The organism is Enterobacter sp. JJBC, assembly GCF_036936505.1.
Lineage (GTDB): Bacteria > Pseudomonadota > Gammaproteobacteria > Enterobacterales > Enterobacteriaceae > Enterobacter > Enterobacter hormaechei_C.
The window spans coordinates 4,528,791-4,552,386 of record NZ_CP136935.1 but is presented as its reverse complement, the minus strand read 5'-3'; the positions used below and the strand labels follow the sequence as shown (position 1 = coordinate 4,552,386).

Here is a 23,596-nt window from a genome sequence, read left to right as displayed (position 1 = left end):
CTTAACCCCATTACTGAACAATATGCACAGCGCCGGATGCGCGCTTCATTCACCTATTTCAACAGGACAGCGTTTATGACCAATCCATTACTGACGCCTTTTTCGTTGCCACCGTTTTCTAAAATCCTCCCTGAGCATGTGGTTCCAGCGGTTACGCAATCGCTGGACAACTGCCGCGCGGCGGTAGAAAGCGTGGTCGCGCAGGGCGGGCCGTACACCTGGGAAAATCTGTGTCAGCCGCTGGCCGAAGTGGACGACGTGCTGGGGCGCATCTTCTCCCCGGTGAGCCACCTGAATTCGGTAAAAAACAGCCCGGAGCTGCGTGAAGCCTACGAGCAAACCCTGCCGCTGCTCTCTGAGTACAGCACCTGGGTCGGCCAGCATGAGGGGCTCTACAAAGCCTACCGCGACCTGCGCGACGGCGACCACTATGCCGAACTGAACACGGCGCAGAAAAAATCGGTCGATAACGCCCTGCGTGATTTCGAACTGTCCGGGATTGGCCTGCCAAAAGAAAAACAGGTTCGCTACGGTGAAATCGCTGCGCGCCTGTCCGAGCTGGGCAACCAGTACAGCAATAACGTCCTCGACGCTACCATGGGCTGGACGAAGCTGATTACCGATGAATCTGACCTGGCGGGCATGCCGGAAAGCGCGCTGGCGGCGGCAAAAGCCCAGGCCGAAGCGAAAGAGCAGGAAGGCTTCCTGTTAACGCTGGATATCCCAAGCTATCTGCCGGTGATGACCTACTGCGACAACCAGGCCCTGCGCGAAGAGATGTACCGCGCCTACAGCACCCGCGCCTCCGATCAGGGGCCGAACGCGGGTAAATGGGACAACAGCCCGGTCATGGCGGAAATCCTCGCCCTGCGCCACGAGCTGGCCCAGCTGCTGGGCTTTGAAAACTATGCCGATAAATCCCTCGCCACCAAAATGGCGGAAAATCCGCAGCAGGTGCTCGACTTCCTGACCGACCTGGCGAAACGCGCCCGTCCGCAGGGTGAAAAAGAGCTGGCCCAGCTGCGCGCCTTCGCGAAAGCGGAGTTCGGCGTGGACGAGCTTCAGCCGTGGGATATCGCGTACTACAGCGAAAAACAGAAACAGCATCTCTACAGCATCAGCGACGAACAACTGCGTCCGTACTTCCCGGAAAACAAAGCCGTTAACGGCCTGTTCGAGGTGGTGAAACGCATCTACGGCATTACCGCGAAAGAGCGTACCGACATCGACGTCTGGCATCCGGACGTGCGCTTCTTTGAGCTGTATGACGAGAAAAATGAACTGCGCGGTAGCTTCTACCTCGATCTCTACGCGCGTGAGAACAAGCGCGGCGGGGCGTGGATGGACGACTGCGTGGGCCAGATGCGTAAAGCGGATGGTTCCCTGCAAAAACCGGTCGCCTACCTGACCTGTAACTTCAACCGTCCGGTGAGCGGCAAACCTGCGCTGTTTACCCACGATGAAGTGATCACCCTGTTCCACGAGTTCGGTCACGGCCTGCACCACATGCTGACCCGCATCGAAACCGCTGGCGTCGCCGGTATCAGCGGTGTGCCATGGGATGCGGTCGAGCTGCCTAGCCAGTTTATGGAAAACTGGTGCTGGGAGCCGGACGCGCTGGCGTTTATCTCCGGTCATTACGAAACGGGTGAACCGCTGCCGAAAGAACTGCTGGATAAAATGCTGGCAGCGAAAAACTACCAGGCGGCGATGTTTATCCTGCGCCAGCTGGAGTTCGGCCTGTTCGACTTCCGCCTGCACGCCGAGTTCAGCCCGGAGCAGGGGGCGAAAATCCTCGAAACCCTGGCTGAGATTAAAAAGCAGGTTGCCGTTATTCCAGGGCCAACCTGGGGACGCTTCCCGCACGCGTTCAGCCATATCTTCGCAGGCGGGTACGCCGCAGGCTACTACAGCTACCTGTGGGCCGACGTGCTGGCGGCGGATGCCTTCTCGCGCTTCGAAGAAGAGGGGATTTTCAACCGCGAAACCGGTCAGTCGTTCCTCGACAACATCCTGACCCGCGGCGGTTCAGAAGAGCCTATGGAATTGTTCAAACGCTTCCGTGGCCGCGAGCCTCAGCTGGATGCGATGCTGGAGCATTACGGAATCAAAGGCTGATTGCTACGTGAAGATCTGCTTAGTAGATGAAACAGGCGCCGGGGACGGCGCCTTATCTGTTCTGGCGGCCCGCTGGGGGCTGGAACATGATGAAGACAACCTGATGGCGCTGGTGATGACGCCGGAACATCTGGAGCTGCGCAAGCGCGATGAGCCAAAGCTTGGCGGGATTTTTGTCGATTTTGTCGGCGGCGCGATGGCGCACCGGCGTAAGTTCGGCGGCGGTCGCGGCGAAGCGGTGGCCAAGGCGGTTGGCATTAAAGGGAGCTATCTTCCGGACGTGGTGGACGCCACGGCGGGGCTGGGGCGCGATGCGTTTGTGCTGGCCTCGGTGGGCTGCCGGGTGCGGATGCTGGAGCGTAATCCGGTTGTCGCCGCGCTGCTCGACGACGGGCTGACGCGGGGCTATGAGGACCCGGAAATCGGCCCGTGGTTACAGGAACGTTTACAACTTATTCATGCCTCCAGCCTGACGGCGCTCACCGACATCACCCCGCGCCCGCAGGTGGTTTATCTCGACCCCATGTTCCCGCATAAGCAGAAAAGCGCGCTGGTGAAGAAAGAGATGCGGGTGTTTCAGTCGCTGGTGGGGCCGGATTTAGATGCCGATGGCCTGCTGGAACCGGCTCGTCAGCTGGCGACGAAGCGTGTGGTGGTGAAGCGGCCGGACTATGCGCCGCCGCTGGCGGACGTTGCGACCACTAACGCGGTGACCACGAAAGGGCACCGGTTTGATATTTATTCGGGTACGCCGGAATAGAAAAAGCCGGGTGGCGGCTTCGCCTTACCCGGCCTACATCCTCGATCTATTCCCTCTCCCTTTGGGAGAGGGTTAGTGAGGGGAATTTAACGCACTTACTCGTCTTCTTCGTCACGCAGTGGAACAATCAGCATATCCACGTGAACGGTGTTAATCAGCTGGCGCGCGGAAGACATCAGTTTGCTCCAGAAGTCCTGATGGTGACCACATACCACCAGGTCCATATCGTATTTCTTAATCGCATCAACCAGCACCTGGCCCAGATCGCCGCTACCGCTTAAGGTTTCAGTGATCGGATAGCCCGCGTTGGTAGAAAGCTCGCTCAGCGCGTGGTGAGTCTCTTCGGAGATGCGTTTCTGCATATCGCCGAGATTCACGTCGATCAGACCGGTGTAGAGGTCGGAGTAATTCACATCAACGTGAATCAGCGAAACTTTCGCGTTGTAGGGACGTGCCATGGATACTGCTTTATCAACCAGCACTTTACTCTCCGGGGAGAGGTCTACCGCGATAAGAATGTGTTTGTAAGCCATAGTGTTACTCCTTCCTTAAGTTATCGATGACTAAATGGGAAAGCCGTCGTCTGATGCTTTCATTACGGCCCAGTTAAACATATTTTTCAAGCTTTGGTGTTGATAACGATTAACCTTGTGGCAAAAAAATTAACGGATCTCCTACACTATTTAATGAGCCGTTCGGATATTAAAACGCGAACCGGATCGACTTTTGGTCATTCTTTCACTGAACTGTCTGTCAGGGCATTGGGGTGCGGTAGCTCAGGAGCCTTGCTTCGTGGGCGGACGCCGGGGAGGATGTATGATTAGCACCGTCGCATTGTTTTGGGCGTTATGCGTGGTTTGCATAGTGAATATGGCGCGCTACTTCTCATCGTTACGTGCGCTGTTAGTGGTACTTCGTGGTTGCGATCCGTTGCTTTATCAGTATGTGGACGGTGGAGGGTTCTTCACCTCGCACGGACAGCCCAGCAAGCAGATGCGTCTGGTGGGGTATATCTACTACCAACGCTACCGCGATCACCACGATGAAGAGTTTATCCGTCGCTGCGAGCGCCTGCGTCGTCAGTTCATTTTGACCAGCGCCCTCTGTGGTCTGGTTGTGGTGAGTATGATTGCGCTGATGATTTGGCACTGAGCATAAAAAAAGCGGGCCAGTTTCCTGACCCGCTTTTTTGTCGCCTTCAGCCGATTAAATCAGCTTCAGCGAAATCCAGTACAGACCGCCAGACAGCAGGATGGACGCCGGGAGGGTGAACACCCAGGCCATCAGGATGTTGGTCACGGTTTTACGCTGCAAACCGCCGCCGTCAACAATCATTGTACCTGCCACGGACGAAGAGAGTACGTGGGTGGTGGAGACTGGCATACCGGTGTAACTCGCCAGACCGATAGATACCGCTGCCGTCATCTGCGCGGACATACCCTGCGCATAGGTCATGCCTTTCTTACCGATCTTCTCGCCGATGGTGGTCGCCACACGACGCCAGCCAATCATCGTACCGATACCCAGCGCCAGCGCGACCGCCATGATGATCCAGATTGGCGCGTACTCAATGGTATTGAGCATATCGCCTTTCAGTTTCTTCAGCAGACGTTGGTCGTCAGCATTAACCTCTGGCAGCTTCGCGACTTTATCGGTCACGTCGGAGATACAGAGCATGATGCGACGCAGCTGACCACGCTGTTCAACAGCCAGTTTGTCATAGCTTTCGATATCGGCCAGCATGCCTTTCGCACGTTCCAGCGCGTTAATCGCGTTTGCCGGATGGCAATGGAACTCGCCCGGTGCCGTCGTTGCGCCTGACTCGGGAGAAGGAATCAGCTGGTCCACGCCGGTCGCTTTCTTCAGCAAATCAGGATGCTGCTGGAAGTAAGTCTCAACGTTGTTTACCGCATCACGGGTACGGGTGATTTCGTAACCGGAGGCGTTCATGTTAACCACGAAGCCCGCCGGTGCGACGCCAATCAGAACCAGCATCACCAGGCCGATACCTTTCTGACCATCGTTCGCGCCATGAGAGAAGGCGACGCCGATAGCGGAAATGATCAGCGCGATACGCGTCCAGAACGGCGGCTTTTTCTTGCCGTCTTTCTTCTCACGCTCTGCTGGCGTCAGGTGGATACGCGCACGTTTTTTCGTGTTGCTCCAGTAGCGACGCAGGATGAAAATCAAGCCACCCGCCACCACCAGACCGACGATAGGGGAGATGATCAGAGAGCCGAAAATGCCGAGAACTTTCGGGATATTCAGCGCATCAACGACGGAGGTCCCGGTCATCAGGGCATTGGTTAACCCGATACCGATAATCGCGCCGATGAGGGTGTGAGAGCTGGATGCCGGCAGGCCGAAATACCAGGTACCGAGGTTCCAGATAATCGCAGCAAGCAGCATAGAGAACACCATGGCCAGGCCATGACCGGAACTCACGTTAAGCAGCAGATCCGTTGGCAGCATATGCACAATGGCATACGCAACGCTCAGTCCGCCCAGGAGGACACCAAAAAAGTTAAATACCGCCGCCATAACAACCGCAAGCTGCGATCGCATTGCGCGAGTGTAGATAACCGTTGCTACTGCGTTTGCAGTGTCGTGGAAGCCGTTGATCGCTTCGTAAAACAGCACAAAAACCAGAGCAAGCAATAATAAAAGCCCGGTATGTAAATCCAGGCCGGCAAACAAATGTAGCATAGGACGTTACGCCATTTTGAGGACATGAACGCGGCGCATTATCCAGGACAAATGCGCAACGGGCAAAGTGAAATATAGACTTTTTTTGACATACCACCTGATTTGAGAAATGTGCCTTAAAGGATAATCTTTAAATATCAATGAAATGGCTTTGTAATATCTTTTTACGCTGGTGCGACCACTGAGGAAACTTTACAATCCGCGGCAGTTAACGAAGAGGATTTTGACGTGGAAAGGTTTGATGCCGTAGTAATTGGCGCCGGTGCGGCGGGTATGTTTTGTGCGGCGATGGCCGGACAAGCGGGTCGTCGCGTGCTGCTGCTGGATAACGGAAAAAAGCCTGGCCGCAAGATCCTGATGTCTGGCGGTGGGCGCTGCAACTTTACTAATCTTTATGTCGAGCCTGCGGCCTATTTGAGCCAGAACCGCCATTTTTGCAAATCTGCGCTGGCGCGCTATACCCAGTGGGATTTTATCGAACTGGTGGGTAAACACGGTATCGCGTGGCATGAGAAGACGCTGGGACAGCTGTTCTGCGACGACTCCGCGCAGCAAATTGTCGATATGCTGGTGGCCGAGTGCGAGAAAGGCGGCGTAGTAATGCGCCTGCGCACCGAAGTGCTGGACGTCGCCCGTGACGAGCAGGGCTACACGCTGCAACTCAACGGTGAGACCGTCAGCGCCGATAACCTGGTGATCGCCAGCGGCGGCCTCTCGATGCCGGGGCTGGGCGCCTCACCGTTCGGCTATAAAATTGCCGAGCAGTTTGGCCTGAAGGTACTGCCCACCCGCGCCGGGCTGGTACCGTTCACGCTGCATAAGCCGCTGCTGGAGCAGCTTCAGACACTCTCCGGCGTGTCTGTACCGTCGGTCATTACGGCCGAAGACGGCACGGTGTTCCGCGAAAACCTGCTCTTTACCCATCGTGGACTCTCGGGGCCGGCGGTATTGCAGATCTCCAGCTACTGGCAGCCGGGGGAGTTTGTCTCCGTAAACCTGGTGCCGGACTGCGATCTGGACGCCTTCCTCAACGAGCAACGCGCCGCGCACCCGAATCAAAGCCTGAAAAATACCCTGGCGATGCAGTTGCCGAAGCGTCTCGTGGAGTGCTTGCAGGTGTTAGGGCAAATTCCGGATGTTGCGCTCAAGCAGCTCAACAGCCGTGAGCAGGAAACGCTGGTGGAGACGCTGACGAACTGGCGCGTACAGCCAAACGGCACCGAAGGCTACCGCACGGCGGAAGTGACGCTGGGCGGCGTGGATACAAACGAACTCTCATCCCGCACGATGGAAGCCCGCAACGTGCCGGGTCTTTATTTCATTGGTGAAGTGATGGACGTGACCGGCTGGCTCGGCGGGTATAACTTCCAGTGGGCGTGGGCCAGTGCCTGGGCATGCGCGCAAGCGCTGGCTGAAAAGAACGGTTAATATTTATTTTTTAGCGTGATGCCTCCTTAACGGGCCCACGCTTTTTATTGTGTGCATGGTGTTTTGTCTTCTTAAAAGGGTTGTCTATGTCTGCTGCTCATCTCGGTTTCCCGACGGAAACCGTTGTTGTCTTCGTGGTGATGGCCGTTGGGGCGATGTTTATCGACCTCTTCATGCACCGTCACGATAAACCGATCTCGCTGAAAAGCGCGGTTATGTGGTCCATCTTCTGGGTCATGATGGCGATGGCCTTCGCCGGATTTTTATACGTGCACCACGGCGCGGAGATGGCCAGTCTGTTCCTGACCGGCTATGCGCTGGAAGAGGTGCTCTCCGTCGACAACCTGTTTGTGATGATGGCGATCTTCGCCTGGTTCGGCGTGCCGGATAGATATCGTCACCGCGTGCTCTACTGGGGCGTGCTCGGGGCGATTGTGTTCCGCGGTATTTTTGTTGCCATCGGCACCAGCTTGCTGAGCCTGGGGCCGTATGTTGAGGTCATTTTTGCGCTGGTCGTCGGCTGGACGGCGGTGATGATGCTGAAACGCAATGAAGAGAGCGATGAAGTAGAAGATTATTCCAACCATCTGGCGTACCGCCTGGTGAAACGCTTCTACCCGGTGTGGCCAAAAATCAGCAGCCATGCGTTTATCCTGACCCAGAAAGAGGTGGATGCCGAACTGGAGAAGCCTGAAAACAAGGATGTAATGGTAGGCCGCGTGAAGAAGGCGAAGCGCTACGCGACGCCGCTGCTGCTCTGTGTTGCGGTGGTGGAGCTGTCCGACGTGATGTTCGCCTTCGATTCCGTACCCGCAATCATTGCCGTCAGCCGTGAGCCGCTGATTATCTATAGCGCAATGATGTTCGCGATCCTCGGCCTGCGTACCCTCTACTTTGTGCTGGAAGCGCTGAAGCAGTATCTGGTGCATCTGGAGAAAGCGGTGGTGTTACTGCTGTTCTTCGTGGCGTTCAAGCTGGGGCTGAATGCGACCGACCATTTCTGGCATCACGGTTATAACATCGGCGCCACGGCAAGTCTGTTTGTGGTGCTGGGGGTACTGGCGCTGGGGATTATTGCGAGCGTGATGTTCCCGGGAAAACGTGAGGCCTGATGTACCGCTTTTCTCCCTCTCCCTGTAGGAGAGGGCCGGGGTGAGGGCACCAGGCCGCACCTAACCCTTAATCGGTGAATTTCGGCGCTTGCTCGGATGATGAAAATGCCGCCAGTGCGGATCCTGCGCCGCCGCCAGCAACTCGTGGTCGCCACGCGTGTCGCCCCAGGCGCGCAGGTGATACGCGTTCAAATCCCCATACACCTTCTCCAGCCTCGCCACCTTCTGGGCACACCGGCAGTTGTGGCCGGTGATCCGCCCGGTCAGCTTGCCGTCTTTCACTTCCAGCTGCGTGCCAATCAGCTTAATGCCGAGCTTATCGGCCCACGGCTGCAATACCAGCGCCGGGGAAGCAGAGCAAATCGTCACTTCCGCACCGGAATTGACCTCGTTGGCGACGGCCAGCACCCCTTCCGGGCGCATCAGCTTGTTCCAGTATTTTTCACAGAAGGCTTCCGCCTGCTGACGTAACCAGTGCTCATCCACCCCCGTCAGGAAGGTTTTGATCAACACCTCTTTCAGCTCATCTCGCGTCAGCTTGCGGCGCACACAGTGCAGCGTAGGCAGGGCCATGCGCACCAGACGGCCAGCAAAGTAGCGCTTGCCAAAGGCAAAGCGCAGGAACGGGATAAAACTGTCGTGGTGCGTCAACGTACCATCAAAGTCAAAGACAGAGAGCACGCTGGACTTCGCCACGGCTTCGTCGGCAATCATATTGGTCATAAATACGTCTTAGCTGAAATACACATTCTGTTCACTAGTTTACCTGCTTTACCTTCATAGTCCTTATATCAGGCCGCATTTTTTCCTGAACCTGTGGCCTGACGGGTCAAACTATGTCATCCACCACGCCACCGTCAACGCGCAGCGCCGCGCCGGAAGTCGCGGAGGCCTGCATGGAACAGACATACACCACCATATTCGCCACTTCTTCTACCGTTGCGGCGCGCTGAATAACCGAGCTGGGACGATTCTCCATCACGAACGCTTTCGCCAGCTGCTCCAGCGATTTACCGGTTCTTTCGATTTCGTCTTTCATCATCGCGGCAAAACCGTCCGACATTGTCGGGCCCGGCAGTACGCTGTTCACCGTCACGCCGCTGCCTGCCACGAACTTCGCCAGACCGCGCGCCAGCGAGAGCTGGGCGGTTTTTGTCACGCCATAGTGGATCATATCCGCAGGAATATTGCAGGCCGATTCTGACGAGATAAACACTACCCGACCCCAGCCCTTTTGTACCATGCCGGGCAACAGGGCACGGGAGAGGCGCACGCCGGACATCACGTTGGTTTGCCAGTAGCGTTCCCAGGTCTCGTCGTCGGTGGAATAAAAATCCTGCTGGCCATAGATCCCGGCGTTATTCACCAGAATATCGACGTGCGTGGCGACCCTGAGCAGTTCGTCAACGCCCTCCTGCGAGCTCAGGTCGGCGATGGCGGCACGGACCTGTACGCCAGGCACCACCTGCTGTAGCGCCTGAATGCCTTTATTCACCGAGTCGACGCTGCGTCCGTTTACGATCACTTCCGCACCGCTCTCCGCCAGCCCGCGGGCGATGGCAAACCCAATACCGCCGGTGGACGCGGTCACCAGCGCTACTTTCCCCGTTAAATCGATTTTCATCGTTCACTCCTTGTCGTTTTATGGTTCAAAACTTAAAGCGTAGCAGTTGACGATGACGGCTCCTGCTTAAAAAGGCGCAACAGCGTCTCAACCTGCTCGTCCAGCGGGCTGAGGGAGCGTTTGACGATGAGGTGCAGCGGCGTGGCGCGACGTACGCCGTGGCTGAGCGGCAGCGTTTTAAGGATGCCCTGCTGGAGCGGGGTCTGAATGCGTTCTTCCGGTAACCAGCCGTATCCAACCTGATACATCACCGCTTCGATTGCGGCATCGATAGTGGAGAATGTCCACGACTCTCCGGTGGGGTGAGTGGTGGGCTGGCTGTCTGCGATCTGAATGCGCGGCCACGGCCGTAGCATCTCGTCATTAAGCGGCGTATCCAGCGCAAACAGCGAGTGAGCGTGATGCGCGACGGCAACAAAATCGATATTCATCAGCCATTCGCCCAGGCCGGTAATGTCCTGGCGGCGGGTTAAGACCATCACGTCGGCTTCATCATTGAGCGCATCTGCGCGGCTGTTTTCCAGCACCTCGGTAAGCCGCACCTGCGTTTGCGGGTACAGCTGCTGAAACTGGCGCAAAATCGCGAACAGCCGGCTACGCGGAAAAATACTGTCTACCATCAGGTCGATACGGGTTCGCATCCCGCTGCGCAGGGTCGCAGCGCGCGTTTCAACATAGGCGAAGGCTTTCAGCAGCGGTTTAACCTGATTCAGCAACAGCTCACCCGCCGGGGTTAGCACGGCACGCCGTCCCTCTGTCATCAGGAGCGCCACGCCCAGCCGCTCCTGCAAAAGCGACAGGTTATAGCTGACCGAGGACTGGCTGCGGTAGGTCTCTTCCGCCGCCTTAGCGAAGCTGCCAGCCTCGATGACTCTCTCCAGCAAGGCCCACTGTTCGAGCGTCGTCTTGTGCATAATTAATCTAAATTTTGGATGAATTTGATTCAAACATAGCGTTATTCATTCATTTTTTGAAGGGGTACGATCGTCTCATCAAAACAAAGGAGACAGCGTATGAGCACCTTCGATAAACATGATTTAAGCGGCTTCGTCGGCAAACATCTTGTATATACCTACGATAATGGCTGGAATTACGAAATTTACGTTAAAAACGAAAACACCCTGGACTACCGTATTCACAGTGGTCTGGTGGGCAACCGTTGGGTGAAAGATCAGCAGGCCTACATCGTCCGTGTTGGGGAGAGCATCTATAAAATTTCCTGGACGGAGCCAACCGGTACTGACGTGAGCTTGATCGTGAACCTGGGCGACCGCCTGTTCCACGGCACCATCTTCTTCCCGCGCTGGGTCATGAATAATCCGGAAAAAACCGTCTGCTTCCAGAACGATCACATTCCGCTGATGAATAGCTACCGTGATGCCGGACCAGCGTATCCAACCGAAGTGATTGATGAATTTGCCACCATCACCTTCGTGCGTGACTGCGGTGCGAATGACGATAGCGTGATCAATTGCGCGGCCAGCGAGCTGCCTGCAAACTTCCCGGAAAATTTAAAATAAGATCGAGAACAACGTGAACGGGACATCGGCCATGTTGGTTTTAACCGGCATGGCCGTTTTTTATGCCGCAGGAATACCGGAGTAAGTAACCGCTTCCGCCGTTAAGGTGAAAGGCGTAGGGGTACAGACCGCCAGGCTCAGCGAGCCGAAGCGTAGCTGACTGACCGGGAGCGACTGGGCGGTGCTGTCAATGCTGACTATCTGCCACGCGCTGCCGCCACGCTGTTTGACGATTGCCTCTTTGCGTGTCCAGATGCGCCAGAATGCGGAAAGCTGCTCTTCCGGCGCTTCACGTTCCAGCTCGTCATGTTCGGTGAGGCTGAAAACGGCATTTGCCAGCGCCTGCCAGTTCTCCCGCGGGCGGATCACTTCGATATCGCAGCCCACTTCACCTTCATCGCTCATCAGCAGGGCAATATCGTCCCCGCTGTGGCTCAGGTTAAACCACAGCGGATGGCCGTTAGCGAAGGCCGGTTTTCCCTGCTCGCCGTAAATTATCTCGGGAAGGGGCGAGGGGGATAAGGTTCTGGCGAGCAGCGTCCGGCCTGCAAGCCAGGAAGCGTGTCGTGCACCCTGAGGTGCCATGTCTGCGAGCGTTGACGCCAGCGGGTCCGCGCTAAGGGTGGAGATCTTTCCCAGTACAAACTGGTACATAGTTACGCCCAGCGTTTAATGATTATCGAGGTATTGATGCCGCCAAAGGCAAAGTTATTGCTCTGAATAAATTCGCAATCAATCGGGCGGGTTTCCCCCATAATATAATCTAAAGCGCCGCATTGCTCATCCGGTTGTCTTAAATTGAGCGTCGGCGTGAACCAGCCCTCCCGCATCATATGCAGACTCAGCAAGGCTTCCAGCGCGCCGCAGGCTCCCAGGGTATGACCGAAATAACTCTTTAAGGATGAGATGGGCACGCTGTCGCCGAAAATGGCGGCGGTCGCCTGACTCTCGGCGATATCCCCGCGATCGGTTGCCGTGCCGTGGGCAGAAATGTAGCCAATGTCCTGAGGGCCAAGACCCGCCATCGCCAGCGACTGCTCCATACACACCTGCATGGTTTCACGCTGGGGCTGGGTGATGTGCGCCGCATCGCAGTTGGTGGCAAAGCCCACGATCTCGCCATAAATTGTCGCTCCGCGCGCTCTGGCGTGATCCAGTGCTTCCAGCACCAGCGTACCCGCCCCTTCGCCAATCACCAGGCCATCGCGCTGAACGTCAAACGGCGACGGCGTGGTTTTTGGCGCGTCGTTACGCTGGCTGGTGGCAAACAGGGTATCGAAAACCGCCGCTTCCGACGGGCACAGCTCTTCCGCGCCGCCTGCCACCATCACCGTCTGGTAGCCGTGACGAATCGCTTCCCAGGCGTAGCCAATCGCCTGGCTGCCAGAGGTACAGGCGCTCGAGGTGGGGATCACCCGTCCGCGCAGGCCAAAGAACAGCCCGGTATTCACCGCCGTGGTGTGCGGCATCATCTGCACATAGGTGGTGCCGGTGATGTTGTGGGTGTGCTTTTCGGTGAGCATGGAGGCAAACTCGCTGACCGGCCCGGTGCTGCCCGTCGACGAGCCGTAGGCGATGCCGGTCTGACCGTTGGTCAGCACCGCGTCGTCGATTAGTCCCGCCTGCTCCAGCGCCAGCTCGGTGGCGCGGGTAGAGAGCAGCGACACGCGGCCCATGGCGCGAATGCGCTTACGGGTATAGTGAGCGGGGAGAGTGAAGTCTTCAATCGGCGCGGCGAGCAGGGTTTGCAGGCCGTCATACGCCTGCCACTCCGTCATGGTACGCACCGCATTTTCATACTCGCGCAGACGGCGCGAGATGGTCGGCCAGTCCTCGCCGAACGCGGTGACGCCGCCCATGCCCGTAATCACTACCCGGCGGGTCATAGCATGCCTCCGTTAATCGAAATCACCTGACGCGTCACATAGCCTGCTTTATCCGACATCAGGTAACTCGCCAGCCCCGCGACCTCCTCGGCCTGGCCCATACGCTGCATCGGGATCATCGACATCGCCGCGTGCAGTGCGGCTTCGTCCATCTCGATCATGCCGGTATCGATCAGCCCCGGCGCGATGCAGTTGACGGTGATTTTGCGTTTTGCCAGCTCGGTGGCGAGCGCTTTGGTGGCGCCGATGATCCCGGCTTTCGCCGCGCTGTAGTTCACCTGCCCACGGTTGCCCATAATGCCTGACACCGACGACAGGGTGATGATCCGCCCGCCCTTGCGGGTGCCGATCATCGGCATAATGCAGGGATGAATGACGTTATAAAAACTGTCGAGATTGGTGTGGATCACGCTGTCCCAGTCATCGTCGCTGAGCGCAGGAAATGCGCCGTCGCGGGTAATACCGGCGTTACTGACCACGCCATACCACGCGCCGTGGTCAGCGATCTCCTGTTCCAGCACCGTGCGGCACTGCTCGCGGTTGCCCACGTCGAAGGTGAGTAAACGGCCCGCGCCGCCTGCCTGGACAATCGCTTCCAGCGTCTCCTGCGCGCCCGCTTCATCACGATGGTAATGCACGCCGACGGTGAAACCGTCCGCCGCAAGCTGAAGGGCGATAGCGCGGCCAATGCCTTTGCTGGCTCCAGTGACCAGTACGGATCTCATGATGGTGTTCCCTGGTTGAAAAGTGTGGTTAATTCTTCCTCGCTCGGCTGGAAGGTGTTCACGCGGCCCGTGGCGAGGGAGACACTATCCGCATGAATGGTGCACTCGAAGCTGCCAAAGCGTTCATCCTGCATCAGACGTTCGATGGTGATGGTCAGCGTGCTGCCTGCGGCAAAATGCCCTGCGTCGCACACCAGCTCGCGCGCGCCCAGCACCATGCCTAGCGCACAGTGCGGCAGCCCTTTTTGCATCCGGTGCCATTCAGACCAGACGCCCACGGTCTGGGCCATCAGCTCCAGCGCAAACCAGCCAGGCAGGTTGCCGTCCGCGTCCAGGAACGGGGCCAGAACGCCCCGTTCGTTCACCGTCACGCTGCAAACGGCGCGGTCATCGGTGACGCTTTCCACGCTCTCAAGCAGCAGCATCGGCGTGTCGTGAGGAAGATAATCCCCGGGAGGTAAGTAGTGCATCATACTCTCCCCAGCAGAAGGCTGGCGTTGTTGCCGCCAAACGCGAAGGAGTTTGACAGGATCACCGGTTTATTCAGCGGTGCGCTCTGGTGCAGTAGGCCGAAGGCGGGCAGGGTGTCGTCCGGCGCGTAGCGGGAAAAATCCTGCGGCGGCAGCGGCAGGTCTCGGGTCAGGATCAGCCAGCTCAGGGCGGCCTCGGTGATCCCCGCGGCGCCCAGCGTGTGGCCGGTAAGATGTTTCGTGGAGCTGCACGGCACGCGGTCGCCAAAGAGATCGTGGATAACCTGCGCCTCAATGCGATCGTTCAGCGGCGTGGCGGTGCCGTGCAGGTTGATATAGCCGACGTCCGCCGCCGTTATGCCCGCCTCGTTCAGCGCCTGGTTGATGGCGCGGATCGCCCCTTCGCCCTGCGGATGTGGGGCGGAAATATGGTACGCATCGCTGGATTCCCCCGCGCCCAGCAGCGCAACCTCGCCCGGCTCGCGGGTCAGCACCATCAGTGCCGCCGCTTCGCCAATGGTGATCCCCCGACGGTTGCGGCCAAACGGTTCGCACAGGGTCGGGGAGAAGGACTCCAGGCTGTTGAAGCCGTTGACCGGCATGCGGCTCAGGCTGTCGGCCCCGCCGACGATGGCGACGTCCACCAGCCCGGCGTCGATCAGGCGACGACCGCTGATGATCGCCCGCGCGCTGGAGGAGCAGGCGGTCGAAATGGTATACGCCGGGCCGTCCAGCGCAAGCCAGCTGGCGAGAAAGCGCGACGGATCGCCCAGCTCCTGCTGCGGATATTGCCACTGCGGGCTGCGCTCGCCGTTCTGCGCGCGGCGCACGTACTCATCACCCTCGTCCAGTCCGGAGGTGCTGGTGCCCAGCACAACCGCCACGCGGTCTCGCCCCACGCGCGCAATGGCTGCATCGACGGCGGGCCGGATTTGCGCAAGCGCCGCCAGCAGCAGCTGGTTGTTGCGGCTGCGATGCGCAGAAAAAGACTCGGGGACAGGGGGAAGTTCACCCTCCACGCCTCCCAGCACGGCCTCGGGTAAGCCCTGTAGCCAGCCCGCACGTTGGCGCATCCCGGGGGCCACGCCAGCGATCAGGTTCGCCGCTATTTCATCAGCCGAGTTGCCGAGCGCGTTGACCATGCCAACGGCAGAAAGGTAAATCATCTCAGTCACCCAGATATTGAATGGTGATGTGGTAGTGAAAAGCGTGCTGCACAATGCTAATCGGTTCGCGCCTGCCGTTACGGTTCAGGTAGGCAATTTCCGTGACCAGCTTGCCATCGGGGTTGCGCAGTTCGCGTCTGGTGTCAGTATCGTTCAGCGTCCAGCCTTTCGGCAACTGCGGCTGCCAGGCGCTGAGCGGCCAGTGGCTCAGCATCACGTCGGCCAGCACCTGGCTGGCGGGCGGCAGCTGCGGCATCACAACCGACTGCTCGGTGTGGATCCCGGTGTCGTCGTAGGTGGCGAGGAACAGGCGGATCCCGACGGAGGAGAGGCCGGCAAGCGTCACTTTATTTCCGTCGGCGTTCAGCATCACCAGCAGCGACTGGGTCTGGCCTTTAAAACTGCCGGTAAGCAACTGCTGCGAGCGGATGGCAGGCGTGATGCCCGGCGGGGGCAGCGTGACGCGGGTGCCGGGCTGGAGCCAGGCCTGAGGGCGCGCGTCATCGCGGTTCGTCGTATGGCTACACCCCGCCAGCAACAGGGCCATCATCACTGCCGCCAGGCGAATGAAACGGGTCATGGTAAGTTCTCTTTGTTAGACGGCATCGCCAGCGGGGCGAGCAGGAACGCGGTGAAGATACCGCTCACCAGCACAATGCCAAAGCTGCTGATGGCCTGAGTGGTGCTAAATACCAGCATCCCCAGCGTCAGCAGGGTGGTCATCATGGCGAGGGTAATCGCCAGCATGGAGGTCAGCGGCGTGCCGCGCGGGTTGCTGAAAAACAGCGTGTAGTTGATGCCAATGCCGAGGACCAGCACCAGCGCCAGCAGGGAAAACAGGTTCACCGGATGGCCCGTCACGGCCAGCGCCGCCAGCCCGCCGCCCAGCGACAGCACGGACGGCACCAGCGCCACCAGCCCTTTTCGCCAGCCGAGACGTAGCATCGCGCCGCCGGCAATCACCGCCAGCGCCACGCCCAGCAGCCCCGACAGCAGCGAGCGGTAGAGCGCAAACAGGCTGTCGAAGCTGGCCTTACGGTCAACCCAGACGACCCCGGGATGGCGGGTGGCCAGCTCACCGAGCGCGGCGCTGTTTCTGACGCCATCGACCGGGACCAGCACACCGCTTTTGCCGTCCGGCAACGTCAGCCACAGCAAACGCCAGCCCTCGCTGGCCGGGCTGGCGAGCCACGCTTCCACGCTGACAGGCATGGCGTTCAGATTCGGGGCGACGGCATTCAGCCCCGTGCTTTGCAGCATTTTCGTCACCGTCGGCGCGGCGTTACGCAGAAGTTGCAGATCGCTGTTCTGCCGCGCCAGCGAGTTCAGCGGCAGGGTGCGCCAGCGGGTTAATTCTCCGGCTTTTTGCGCCTGCGCCAGCGCCGGGGTAAACGCCTCCAGCCGCTCCAGCGTTTCCTGAGCCGACGCGCCGTACACCACGAACCACTTCTGATCGACATTTTGCCCGGTCAGGGCGGTGATGGTTTTTTCCTGCGCCAGAATGTCCTGCGGCAGCGCCTGAAGCCGGGCGATATCGTCATCCACCCGCAGGCTGGCGATCCCGATGGCGGAGAGCAGCGCCAGTGCTACCGGCAGCCCGACGGAGAGGGCTTTACCGTCGCGCCAGGCGTCCAGCCAGCGCTGCATCATCCCTCTCAGGGGGATCGGGCGGACCGGCATGCCCCGGCACAGCCACGGATGCCAGAACATTACCGTCAGGCACGAGGCGCTCAGCCCTGCGGCGGCGAACACCGCCATCTGACGAATGCCGGGGAAGGGGGCCAGCATCATGAAGAGATACGCCACGACGGTGGTCAGCAGCGCCAGAAGCAGCGCGTTACGTACCTTCGCCAGGCTTTGCCAGGGCGAGTGTTCCGCGCCGTGCACCATCCGCTCCGTGAGGTAGTAAATCGTATAGTCTGCCGAGATGCCGATGATGCTCATGCTCATCACCAGCGTCATCAGGTGCAGCTCACCGAACAGCAGGAGCGTCACGACCGTCCCCGCCAGCGCGCCGATGGCAATGGAGAGCAGACTCAGCAGCAGCGGACGCACGGAGCGAAACACCGACACAATCAGCAGGATCACCCCGAGCACCGTGGCGACGCCAAGCGTGGAAATATCGTTTTTAGCCTGCTGGCTGGCGTAATCGCTGTAGAACACCGTCCCGCGCGAGAGCAGCTGCGCCTGTGGATACTGGCTTTTCAGCGTCTGCTGCAACGCGTTGAGGGTGGTCACCAGCTGGTGGGTTTGCTGCATGTCAAACGACGAGCCCGCCAGCTCGCCGTGTAGCAGATACCAATAGTTCCCGGCCGCATCTTTTGTCACCAGCCAGCCGTCCATCAGCTGCATCTTCTGGCTGTTCTTCGCCAGCGCGAGCTGCGCGCCGCGCATCAGCATCAGCGGATCGTTTTGCAGCTCCTTGCCGCTCACGCCGGAAAAGGCGGAGTAGAGCTGGGACAGGATCCACTGAGCCTGCGCTTCACCGCCGTTTTGCAGGCGGGCGCGGGTGGCCGGATCGACCAGGCCATTGCGGTGCTGCCAGAAGAAATCTCCCCAGGCCTGTTGCCCGGCGGCATCCAGCGGACCTTTTACGACACTCAGCGCCTGGCTGCGTTGCAGCAGGGTTAACCACTGCTGCGCCACGCGCGGGTCCGGCTGTTTGCCGGGGCTGACCAGCCAGATGAGCTGGCGGTCGAGGCGCTGCATAAATCCGTCGTTGAGAGCGGGAGGGATCGCGCCGAGCGTCTGTTTCGGCAGCATGGCGAGCACGCTGCTGTTCAGCCGCGCGCCAGGCAGCAGCGACAGCAGCACGCCCAGCAGGATCAGGCATACCGCGGCCCACAGCAGCGCCGGGCGCAGGGCGTTACGGTGCGGCAAAGCGCTGGCGTTCTGCATCAGTCAGGCGGGCGGGCGTCAGTTGGTGGCGGGAGAGGGCGATATCCGTCGTGTCGCCCTGCTTATCGTTCAGGCGAATGGATTCCAGATAGATCGCGCCCTTCAAATCAAGGGTGGAGAAAATCTTGTCCAGCGGCGTGGTGACGGGCGTCAGCACCAGCGACCAGCGGCCTTCGCCCAGGTCTTTGAAATCGACGCGGAAGTTCTCTTCCAGTACCTTGCGGTCGGCCTGGAACAGCGCCCGCAGCAGATGGTTGAACTGAAACATCTGCGGGTTAGTGTCGGCGGTAATGGTCTGCGGCGACTGACCGTTGACGATCTGCACCATCCGTTTGTCATCCAGCAGCAGCGTCATCGGGAACGGCGCTTTTTGATCCCACAGCAGGCCATTGTCACGGGCGATTAGCATCTCCCCCTGCGAGCGCAGGGGCTGAGGCATGTCCTTGATCGTGCGTATCTGTTCGAAGTGTGCGCGCACTACCGGTTGCTCCGCAAACCGCTGTTGCAGTTCATCCAGCGTGACCGCGTTCACCAGCGGGCTTACCAGCAGCGCGAGTAGCGTTATCCATTTCATGGCGCGATCCCCATGCGTTCGAACAGAATGGCCGGGCTGACAAAGCACATCTCCCGGCTTGCTTCTTCCACCGCCACCTGAATGGTGTAGCCGGTGGTGGTGCGTTTCCCGGTTTGCGCGTCGAAGATTTGATAGGCGATGCGCAGACGGTTTTCAACCTCTTCAATGTGGGCGCGGACGCGAATGCGCTGCTCGAAGGTCACCGCGTCGCGGTATTTCACCCGGGTATCCACCACCGGCCAGACGTAGCCGGACGCTTTCATCTGGCGATAGCCGTAATCAAACTGGTTGAGCAGCGCTTCGCGGGCAATCTCAAAGTAGCGGAAGTAGTTGCCGTGCCACACCACGCCCATCATATCGACGTCGTGGAACGGAACGGTGATTTCAACTTCAGCCGTAAAGCGGGGATCGGTCAGCACCCTTTACTCCTTCTCGTTGATCTCTGGCAGCTGCCAGAAATCGAAAAAATTAAACCAGTCGAGCGGCGACAAGAGCGCGTAATGCTCCAGCCGCTCCGCATAGCGGTCGACGGTCTGCTGTAGCGCCTGCTGGCGTTCGCCGCGCGGCAGCAGCAGCGGGTCGGCAAACGGCTCGCAGTGCAGGGTCAGCTTTCCCTGCTGACAGAGGGCAAAAATCAGCACCACCGGGCAGCGCAAAATGGACGCCAGGATAAACGGCCCCTGCGGGAACGGCGCGGGCTGGCCCATAAATTCGCTCCATATCACCCGCCAGCTGCCGCCGCGCTGCGGGGTGACGGCAATGCGATCGCCCACGATCGCCACCCATTCGCCGCGATCCAGCTTCTCTTTGATGAGGATGGCGGTCTCCGGGCCAATGTCGGTGACCGGCATCAGGTGAATGCCCGCCTGCGGCGCCATCTCCTCCATCACCTGCTTAAAACGTCTGGCGTTGTCGCTAAAGACCAGCGCGTTGATGGTTTTCGCCCCTTCGCGCTGGGCCAGCGCCCGGCAGGCTTCCACATCGCCAAGATGCGACGCGAGCAGCAGTTTGCCCTGAGGATCGTCGAGCCCCAGCGCCTCCTGCGCGCCTGGCGCAAAGACCAGATCGCGATGGAGTTTCATTTCGCCGCGCCAGCTGGCCACTTTATTCAGCATGGCATGACCGAAGCGCAGGAAGTGGGAAAAACTGTTAAGCCGTGCGGGTTGCGGCATTTGCCGCTGTGCCATCACCGTTTTAACCCGCGCCAGCCACTGCTGCGATGCCTGACGCGCAGCGCGGGCGGTTAGCCAGTAGACGGCCGTAACCGGCCACAGCAGGGCGGTAAACGCCTTACGCCCCAGCAGCTGCCAGACGCGCAGCATCAGGCGCATGCCCCATAATCCTTTCACCTCCTGCTGCTGCGCCCAGTGCTGCGAGCGGCGACGCATCAGCAGGGAAGGAATGCGCGGCAGCATGCCGAGAAACAGACGGGTATGCATCAACGAGATGCGCACATTGTCTTTCAGGGCATCGAAATGGGATACCCCGTCCGGCGGATAGGTCACGCGGGTGGGCAGAAAATAGCTGGTGTTGCCCTGCCAGTAGAGGCGCACCATCACTTCGGTATCAAAATCCATTCGCCTGCCGAGCGGCGTGGTTGCTGCAAGGCGCAAAACCGGGGCTATAGGGTAAACGCGAAACCCGCACATGCTGTCTTTCAGTTGCAGGGAGAGGGTTTCAATCCAGACCCAGACGTGCGTTATCCAGCGGCCGTACAGGCGCGAACGGGGGATCGAGTCATCGTAAACGGGCTGCCCGGAAATGAGCGCATCGGGATGGCGTTCGGCCAGCGCCAGCAGTTTGGGGATGTCTTCGATAGCGTGCTGGCCGTCAGCGTCCACCTGAACGGCGTGGGTGAAGCCGCGATCGGCGCAGTCTTTCAGCCCCTGCATCACCGCCGCGCCTTTGCCGCTGTTTTCGGCCAGCCGCAGTAGCGTGACCTGCGGACGATCCGCCGCCAGCGCTTCAAGCGTGCGGCGCGTGGTTTCATCGCTGCCGTCGTCCACCACCAGACAGGGCAGATCGAAAGGCGCCAGGCGCGCCAGCACCGAAGCCATCATCGCCCCGTGGTTATAGCACGGGATCAGCACGCAGGGACGGAAGGTTACTGACATAAGCGAATCTTCCCGCTGCTGGCGGTGTGGCGCTCGTTACCCGCATGGCGCTGGTAGCTAAAGGTCAGCATCTCGCGTTCGGGCTGCCAGGCAAGGAGCAGCGTGACCGTATTCTCCGGCAACAGCGGGGCGGCGAACTTCACGTTCTGAATACTGTGAAAACGGTAGCCCGGCGCCAGCGCGGCAGCGTAATGCATTACCCAGTCGAGCTGGGCCACGCCCGGCAGCAGCGGCTGTACGGCGAAATGTCCCTTAAACCAGAGCAGGTCAGGATCAAGATAAAAGGTTATCTCCAGATGCTGTGGATCGGGCTGGAGGCGCCCGATTTCAGGGATCTTCATGAAACAACTCCTGTAGCTGCGCAGTCACGCGCTTGTTCATGCTGTTGACCGGGATTTCATCAACGATCCGCCAGTAGCGCGGCACGGCAACCGGTTCAAGCCAGGGGCGAAGGGCGCATCGCCAGGCGAGCTCCTGCGCTTTTTTGCCCTGTTCGTGTTGCTGACGCACCGCTTCATTCAGCACCAGCAATACGCCAATGCCCTGACGCCCGCCGCGCGTCACCGTCAGCGCGGCGGCCTCGCGGATGCCGTCCAGCGCCAACAGGCGGCGCTCAATGTCATCGAGTGAAATGCGTTTATCTTCAATTTTGACCACCCGACCGCGGCGCCCGACGAGGCTGAACTGCCCGTCAGCCGTGAAGTGCAGGATATCATCCAGCACGACCCCCTCCACCTCGGGGATCAGCGGCGACATCACGCGATCGCCGTGAAACGTCACGCCGGGGAAAGGTTGCCAGCGGGTGCTTTCCTCCTGACGATAGCGCCAGGCCATTACGCCTGTTTCCGTGCTGCCGTATATTTCATCCGGCCAGACGTTGAGCCAGGCCTGAACCGCGGCGACCTCCTGCCAGGGCAGCGCGCCGCCAGCGGAGAAGAGCAGGTTGACGGGGGGCGGCGTCAGTGACGCGTCCAGCCGCTTGAGAAACGCCGGACTGCTGATGAAAAGATAGCGTTTATCGTCGGGAAGGGCTGAGAGCTGCTCGGCATAGTTGAGCAGGCTGGCGTGCAGCGGCAGGCCGAGCGCCATGGGTAAGACGACACGAAACGTCAGGCCATACAGGTGGTGCAGCACCACGGAAGCCACGACGTGACAGCCCGCCAGACGCTCGCCAAAATGCGCCGCCAGAAGACGAGCCTCACGGTCCAGGCTGACCACCGGCTTACTCACCCGCTGCGGCGTGCCGGTCGAGCCGGAGGTGTAAAGCTCGATCGTGCGCATCTCACCGATGGCAGGCAGCGGTGAAAAGGGATGGCCTGCCCGCTGAGCGGAAGCCACCCGCAGCTGTTGCCCCTGAAAATCGAGCGTGGTGTCGCTCAGGACGCCGCTGAACAGCGCCCGCTGTTCGTTAAGCTGCGCCGCCCGGCTGTGCCCGGGGAGGACCGGCGTTTTACCCGCATGCAGCGTCGCCAGCAGCGCGACAATAAACAGATAGCCGTTTTCGATGCACAGCGCCCAGCGCTCGCCATCTTCACGACGCAGCGTGTCGACCAGCTGAGTGACGTCGTGGCGCAGATCGCCAAGCGTCCAGAGATGGTCGTCCTGCCAGGCGACAGGGGTGTCGTCAGGGCGGGGCGCACTGAGCCACTGGCTAAGCGGAAGAGGGTTAAGCATCGTTTTTCTTCACCCGTTGTCGCACCAGCCACTCGCCAGCCATCAGCGTGCCCATCAGGAGATAGGCAATCATCCCGTTCCACAGCGTCCACAGACGGATATCGGCGTGTAATACGGTAAACAGCGCGATCGCCCCGTTGATAATAAAAAAGCCGCACCAGACCTGGGTAACCCGGCGCGTGTAACGTACCCCGACGGGGGAGAGGTCCGGTTCACGCAGGCGCGCCAGCCGTTCGACGACGGGCATTGCCGTCCACAGCGAACCGCCAAACACCACCAGCATCACCAGATTCACCACCACCGGATATAACAGCACCCACTGGTGCGCGTGCAGGACGTAGCTCGCCGCGCAAAGCGCTATGCCGGCCAGCGCCACGCTTACGAACAGATAACGCAGGGGGCCGCCCTGCCGACGGGCCTGGCAGACGCGCATCAGCAGCACCAGCGCCATCACGGGCAGTATCCCGTGCAGGCTATTATTCGCCAGCCCGAAGCCGATCAAAAACGGCCATGCCAGCAGCATCAGCCCCGTCAGGGCGGGAAGAACTGGAATCGAACGCACGTTACGCGTCGCGCTGAAGCTGTTCCACAACGTCCACGACGTCCTGCACCGTGCGCACCGCTTTGAAGGTTTCAGGCTTGATTTTATGGCCCGTTTTCTTTTGCAGGTGCACCACCATATCGACGGCATCAATGCTGTCGAGGTCCAGATCCTCGTAAAGACGTGCCTCAGGGGTAATATCCTCCGGGGCGATTTCAAACAGCGTAATAAGAAGCGCAGAGACTTCCTGATAAATCGTTTGTTGTTCTGTCATAGCGGT

General features: G+C 59.5%; 25 protein-coding genes. 6 read left to right on the top strand and 19 right to left on the bottom strand.

The features are described 5' to 3' along the window. The first annotated feature begins 75 nt into the window (after positions 1 to 75). Positions 76 to 2,118 (top strand): oligopeptidase A, encoded by a 2,043-nt coding sequence (gene prlC / locus RY075_RS21950; protein WP_109948865.1) that lies wholly within the window; start codon positions 76 to 78, stop codon positions 2,116 to 2,118. 7 nt (positions 2,119 to 2,125) lie between these two features. Continuing rightward, entirely contained in the window at positions 2,126 to 2,878 is a 753-nt protein-coding gene (gene rsmJ / locus RY075_RS21945; protein ID WP_003861219.1) for a 16S rRNA (guanine(1516)-N(2))-methyltransferase RsmJ, read from the top strand. Between the two features lie 95 nt (positions 2,879 to 2,973). On the opposite strand, the gene uspA is transcribed toward rsmJ, so the two are convergent. Then, complete coding sequence (gene uspA, locus RY075_RS21940; RefSeq protein ID WP_003861223.1) at positions 2,974 to 3,411, bottom strand: universal stress protein UspA; 438 nt, start codon at positions 3,409 to 3,411, stop codon at positions 2,974 to 2,976. A gap of 283 nt (positions 3,412 to 3,694) precedes the next feature. On the opposite strand from uspA, the gene uspB reads away from it, so the two are divergent. Then, complete coding sequence (gene uspB, locus RY075_RS21935; protein ID WP_003861224.1) at positions 3,695 to 4,030, top strand: universal stress protein UspB; 336 nt, start codon at positions 3,695 to 3,697, stop codon at positions 4,028 to 4,030. A gap of 54 nt (positions 4,031 to 4,084) precedes the next feature. On the opposite strand, the gene pitA is transcribed toward uspB, so the two are convergent. Further along, entirely contained in the window at positions 4,085 to 5,584 is a 1,500-nt protein-coding gene (gene pitA / locus RY075_RS21930) for an inorganic phosphate transporter PitA (protein WP_003861225.1), read from the bottom strand. A 228-nt stretch (positions 5,585 to 5,812) separates the two neighbouring features. Between pitA and RY075_RS21925 the strand changes: the two genes are divergently transcribed. Both RY075_RS21925 and RY075_RS21920 read left to right on the top strand, forming a co-directional pair. Further along, on the top strand, positions 5,813 to 7,012 hold the full coding sequence (locus RY075_RS21925) for an NAD(P)/FAD-dependent oxidoreductase (RefSeq protein ID WP_003861226.1): 1,200 nt from the start codon (positions 5,813 to 5,815) through the stop codon (positions 7,010 to 7,012). Positions 7,013 to 7,098: 86 nt separating this feature from the next. Beyond that, complete coding sequence (locus RY075_RS21920) at positions 7,099 to 8,124, top strand: TerC/Alx family metal homeostasis membrane protein (protein ID WP_015571505.1); 1,026 nt, start codon at positions 7,099 to 7,101, stop codon at positions 8,122 to 8,124. Positions 8,125 to 8,184: 60 nt separating this feature from the next. Here the strand turns inward: RY075_RS21920 and RY075_RS21915 are convergent, their stop codons facing one another. The 3 genes from RY075_RS21915 to RY075_RS21905 form a co-directional block, all read right to left on the bottom strand. Then, a complete protein-coding gene (locus tag RY075_RS21915; RefSeq protein ID WP_003861228.1) occupies positions 8,185 to 8,847 on the bottom strand; it encodes an HAD family hydrolase in 663 nt (220 codons plus the stop codon). A 106-nt stretch (positions 8,848 to 8,953) separates the two neighbouring features. Next, positions 8,954 to 9,748: an SDR family oxidoreductase gene (locus RY075_RS21910; protein ID WP_022651983.1), complete on the bottom strand. Its 795-nt coding sequence runs from the start codon at positions 9,746 to 9,748 to the stop codon at positions 8,954 to 8,956. Between the two features lie 32 nt (positions 9,749 to 9,780). Beyond that, complete coding sequence (locus tag RY075_RS21905; protein WP_338627960.1) at positions 9,781 to 10,662, bottom strand: LysR family transcriptional regulator; 882 nt, start codon at positions 10,660 to 10,662, stop codon at positions 9,781 to 9,783. Positions 10,663 to 10,761: 99 nt separating this feature from the next. Between RY075_RS21905 and RY075_RS21900 the strand changes: the two genes are divergently transcribed. Then, positions 10,762 to 11,268, top strand: coding sequence for a phenolic acid decarboxylase (locus tag RY075_RS21900; protein WP_003861232.1), 507 nt, complete (start codon positions 10,762 to 10,764; stop codon positions 11,266 to 11,268). A gap of 60 nt (positions 11,269 to 11,328) precedes the next feature. On the opposite strand, the gene acpT is transcribed toward RY075_RS21900, so the two are convergent. From acpT to RY075_RS21830, 14 genes are read right to left on the bottom strand one after another with little or no spacing between them, the layout of a single operon-like run. Beyond that, positions 11,329 to 11,922, bottom strand: a complete 594-nt coding sequence (gene acpT, locus RY075_RS21895) for a 4'-phosphopantetheinyl transferase AcpT (protein ID WP_003861235.1) — start codon at positions 11,920 to 11,922, stop codon at positions 11,329 to 11,331. A 2-nt stretch (positions 11,923 to 11,924) separates the two neighbouring features. After that, a complete protein-coding gene (locus RY075_RS21890) occupies positions 11,925 to 13,154 on the bottom strand; it encodes a beta-ketoacyl-ACP synthase (protein ID WP_003861237.1) in 1,230 nt (409 codons plus the stop codon). After that, on the bottom strand, positions 13,151 to 13,882 hold the full coding sequence (locus tag RY075_RS21885; protein WP_026094333.1) for a 3-ketoacyl-ACP reductase FabG2: 732 nt from the start codon (positions 13,880 to 13,882) through the stop codon (positions 13,151 to 13,153). Before RY075_RS21885 ends, RY075_RS21890 begins: the two co-directional genes overlap by 4 nt. Then, entirely contained in the window at positions 13,876 to 14,349 is a 474-nt protein-coding gene (locus tag RY075_RS21880) for a dehydratase (RefSeq protein WP_023323848.1), read from the bottom strand. Before RY075_RS21880 ends, RY075_RS21885 begins: the two co-directional genes overlap by 7 nt. Continuing rightward, positions 14,349 to 15,515, bottom strand: coding sequence for a beta-ketoacyl-[acyl-carrier-protein] synthase family protein (locus RY075_RS21875; protein ID WP_100154383.1), 1,167 nt, complete (start codon positions 15,513 to 15,515; stop codon positions 14,349 to 14,351). Before RY075_RS21875 ends, RY075_RS21880 begins: the two co-directional genes overlap by 1 nt. Position 15,516: 1 nt before the next feature. Next, a complete protein-coding gene (locus RY075_RS21870) occupies positions 15,517 to 16,095 on the bottom strand; it encodes a DUF3261 domain-containing protein (protein WP_045329987.1) in 579 nt (192 codons plus the stop codon). Next, positions 16,092 to 18,413: an MMPL family transporter gene (locus RY075_RS21865; RefSeq protein ID WP_109948866.1), complete on the bottom strand. Its 2,322-nt coding sequence runs from the start codon at positions 18,411 to 18,413 to the stop codon at positions 16,092 to 16,094. Before RY075_RS21865 ends, RY075_RS21870 begins: the two co-directional genes overlap by 4 nt. Further along, the gene (locus tag RY075_RS21860) at positions 18,382 to 18,987 is read right to left on the bottom strand and encodes an outer membrane lipoprotein carrier protein LolA (RefSeq protein ID WP_023323845.1); all 606 of its coding nucleotides are present in this window, start codon (positions 18,985 to 18,987) and stop codon (positions 18,382 to 18,384) included. The genes RY075_RS21865 and RY075_RS21860 overlap by 32 nt, the downstream gene beginning before the upstream one ends. Next, the gene (locus RY075_RS21855; protein WP_006812302.1) at positions 18,984 to 19,406 is read right to left on the bottom strand and encodes a thioesterase family protein; all 423 of its coding nucleotides are present in this window, start codon (positions 19,404 to 19,406) and stop codon (positions 18,984 to 18,986) included. The genes RY075_RS21860 and RY075_RS21855 overlap by 4 nt, the downstream gene beginning before the upstream one ends. A 3-nt stretch (positions 19,407 to 19,409) precedes the next feature. Continuing rightward, entirely contained in the window at positions 19,410 to 21,101 is a 1,692-nt protein-coding gene (locus tag RY075_RS21850) for a glycosyltransferase (RefSeq protein ID WP_003861255.1), read from the bottom strand. Then, entirely contained in the window at positions 21,092 to 21,442 is a 351-nt protein-coding gene (locus tag RY075_RS21845) for a hydroxymyristoyl-ACP dehydratase (protein ID WP_003861256.1), read from the bottom strand. The genes RY075_RS21850 and RY075_RS21845 overlap by 10 nt, the downstream gene beginning before the upstream one ends. Next, positions 21,429 to 22,775, bottom strand: a complete 1,347-nt coding sequence (locus RY075_RS21840) for an AMP-binding protein (protein WP_003861258.1) — start codon at positions 22,773 to 22,775, stop codon at positions 21,429 to 21,431. The genes RY075_RS21845 and RY075_RS21840 overlap by 14 nt, the downstream gene beginning before the upstream one ends. Next, positions 22,768 to 23,367 carry a hypothetical protein gene (locus RY075_RS21835; RefSeq protein WP_003861260.1) on the bottom strand — a complete coding sequence of 200 codons (600 nt, stop codon included), beginning with the start codon at positions 23,365 to 23,367 and terminating at the stop codon, positions 22,768 to 22,770. The genes RY075_RS21840 and RY075_RS21835 overlap by 8 nt, the downstream gene beginning before the upstream one ends. Beyond that, positions 23,339 to 23,590: an acyl carrier protein gene (locus RY075_RS21830; RefSeq protein ID WP_003861262.1), complete on the bottom strand. Its 252-nt coding sequence runs from the start codon at positions 23,588 to 23,590 to the stop codon at positions 23,339 to 23,341. The genes RY075_RS21835 and RY075_RS21830 overlap by 29 nt, the downstream gene beginning before the upstream one ends. Between the last annotated feature and the right edge of the window lie 6 nt (positions 23,591 to 23,596).

What these genes read in the sequence shown, in the direction of transcription:
- RY075_RS21840 (WP_003861258.1), bottom strand. Translation starts at nt 22,775, where the DNA reads ATGCTTAACCCTCTTCCGCTTAGCCAGTGGCTCAGTGCGCCCCGCCCT.
- RY075_RS21875 (WP_100154383.1), bottom strand. Translation starts at nt 15,515, where the DNA reads ATGATTTACCTTTCTGCCGTTGGCATGGTCAACGCGCTCGGCAACTCG.
- RY075_RS21845 (WP_003861256.1), bottom strand. Translation starts at nt 21,442, where the DNA reads ATGAAGATCCCTGAAATCGGGCGCCTCCAGCCCGATCCACAGCATCTG.
- RY075_RS21865 (WP_109948866.1), bottom strand. Translation starts at nt 18,413, where the DNA reads ATGCAGAACGCCAGCGCTTTGCCGCACCGTAACGCCCTGCGCCCGGCG.
- pitA (WP_003861225.1), bottom strand. Translation starts at nt 5,584, where the DNA reads ATGCTACATTTGTTTGCCGGCCTGGATTTACATACCGGGCTTTTATTA.
- RY075_RS21920 (WP_015571505.1), top strand. Translation starts at nt 7,099, where the DNA reads ATGTCTGCTGCTCATCTCGGTTTCCCGACGGAAACCGTTGTTGTCTTC.
- RY075_RS21860 (WP_023323845.1), bottom strand. Translation starts at nt 18,987, where the DNA reads ATGAAATGGATAACGCTACTCGCGCTGCTGGTAAGCCCGCTGGTGAAC.
- RY075_RS21890 (WP_003861237.1), bottom strand. Translation starts at nt 13,154, where the DNA reads ATGACCCGCCGGGTAGTGATTACGGGCATGGGCGGCGTCACCGCGTTC.
- RY075_RS21905 (WP_338627960.1), bottom strand. Translation starts at nt 10,662, where the DNA reads ATGCACAAGACGACGCTCGAACAGTGGGCCTTGCTGGAGAGAGTCATC.
- RY075_RS21830 (WP_003861262.1), bottom strand. Translation starts at nt 23,590, where the DNA reads ATGACAGAACAACAAACGATTTATCAGGAAGTCTCTGCGCTTCTTATT.
- uspB (WP_003861224.1), top strand. Translation starts at nt 3,695, where the DNA reads ATGATTAGCACCGTCGCATTGTTTTGGGCGTTATGCGTGGTTTGCATA.
- RY075_RS21900 (WP_003861232.1), top strand. Translation starts at nt 10,762, where the DNA reads ATGAGCACCTTCGATAAACATGATTTAAGCGGCTTCGTCGGCAAACAT.
- RY075_RS21870 (WP_045329987.1), bottom strand. Translation starts at nt 16,095, where the DNA reads ATGACCCGTTTCATTCGCCTGGCGGCAGTGATGATGGCCCTGTTGCTG.
- prlC (WP_109948865.1), top strand. Translation starts at nt 76, where the DNA reads ATGACCAATCCATTACTGACGCCTTTTTCGTTGCCACCGTTTTCTAAA.
- RY075_RS21850 (WP_003861255.1), bottom strand. Translation starts at nt 21,101, where the DNA reads ATGTCAGTAACCTTCCGTCCCTGCGTGCTGATCCCGTGCTATAACCAC.
- acpT (WP_003861235.1), bottom strand. Translation starts at nt 11,922, where the DNA reads ATGTACCAGTTTGTACTGGGAAAGATCTCCACCCTTAGCGCGGACCCG.
- RY075_RS21915 (WP_003861228.1), bottom strand. Translation starts at nt 8,847, where the DNA reads ATGACCAATATGATTGCCGACGAAGCCGTGGCGAAGTCCAGCGTGCTC.
- uspA (WP_003861223.1), bottom strand. Translation starts at nt 3,411, where the DNA reads ATGGCTTACAAACACATTCTTATCGCGGTAGACCTCTCCCCGGAGAGT.
- RY075_RS21880 (WP_023323848.1), bottom strand. Translation starts at nt 14,349, where the DNA reads ATGCACTACTTACCTCCCGGGGATTATCTTCCTCACGACACGCCGATG.
- RY075_RS21910 (WP_022651983.1), bottom strand. Translation starts at nt 9,748, where the DNA reads ATGAAAATCGATTTAACGGGGAAAGTAGCGCTGGTGACCGCGTCCACC.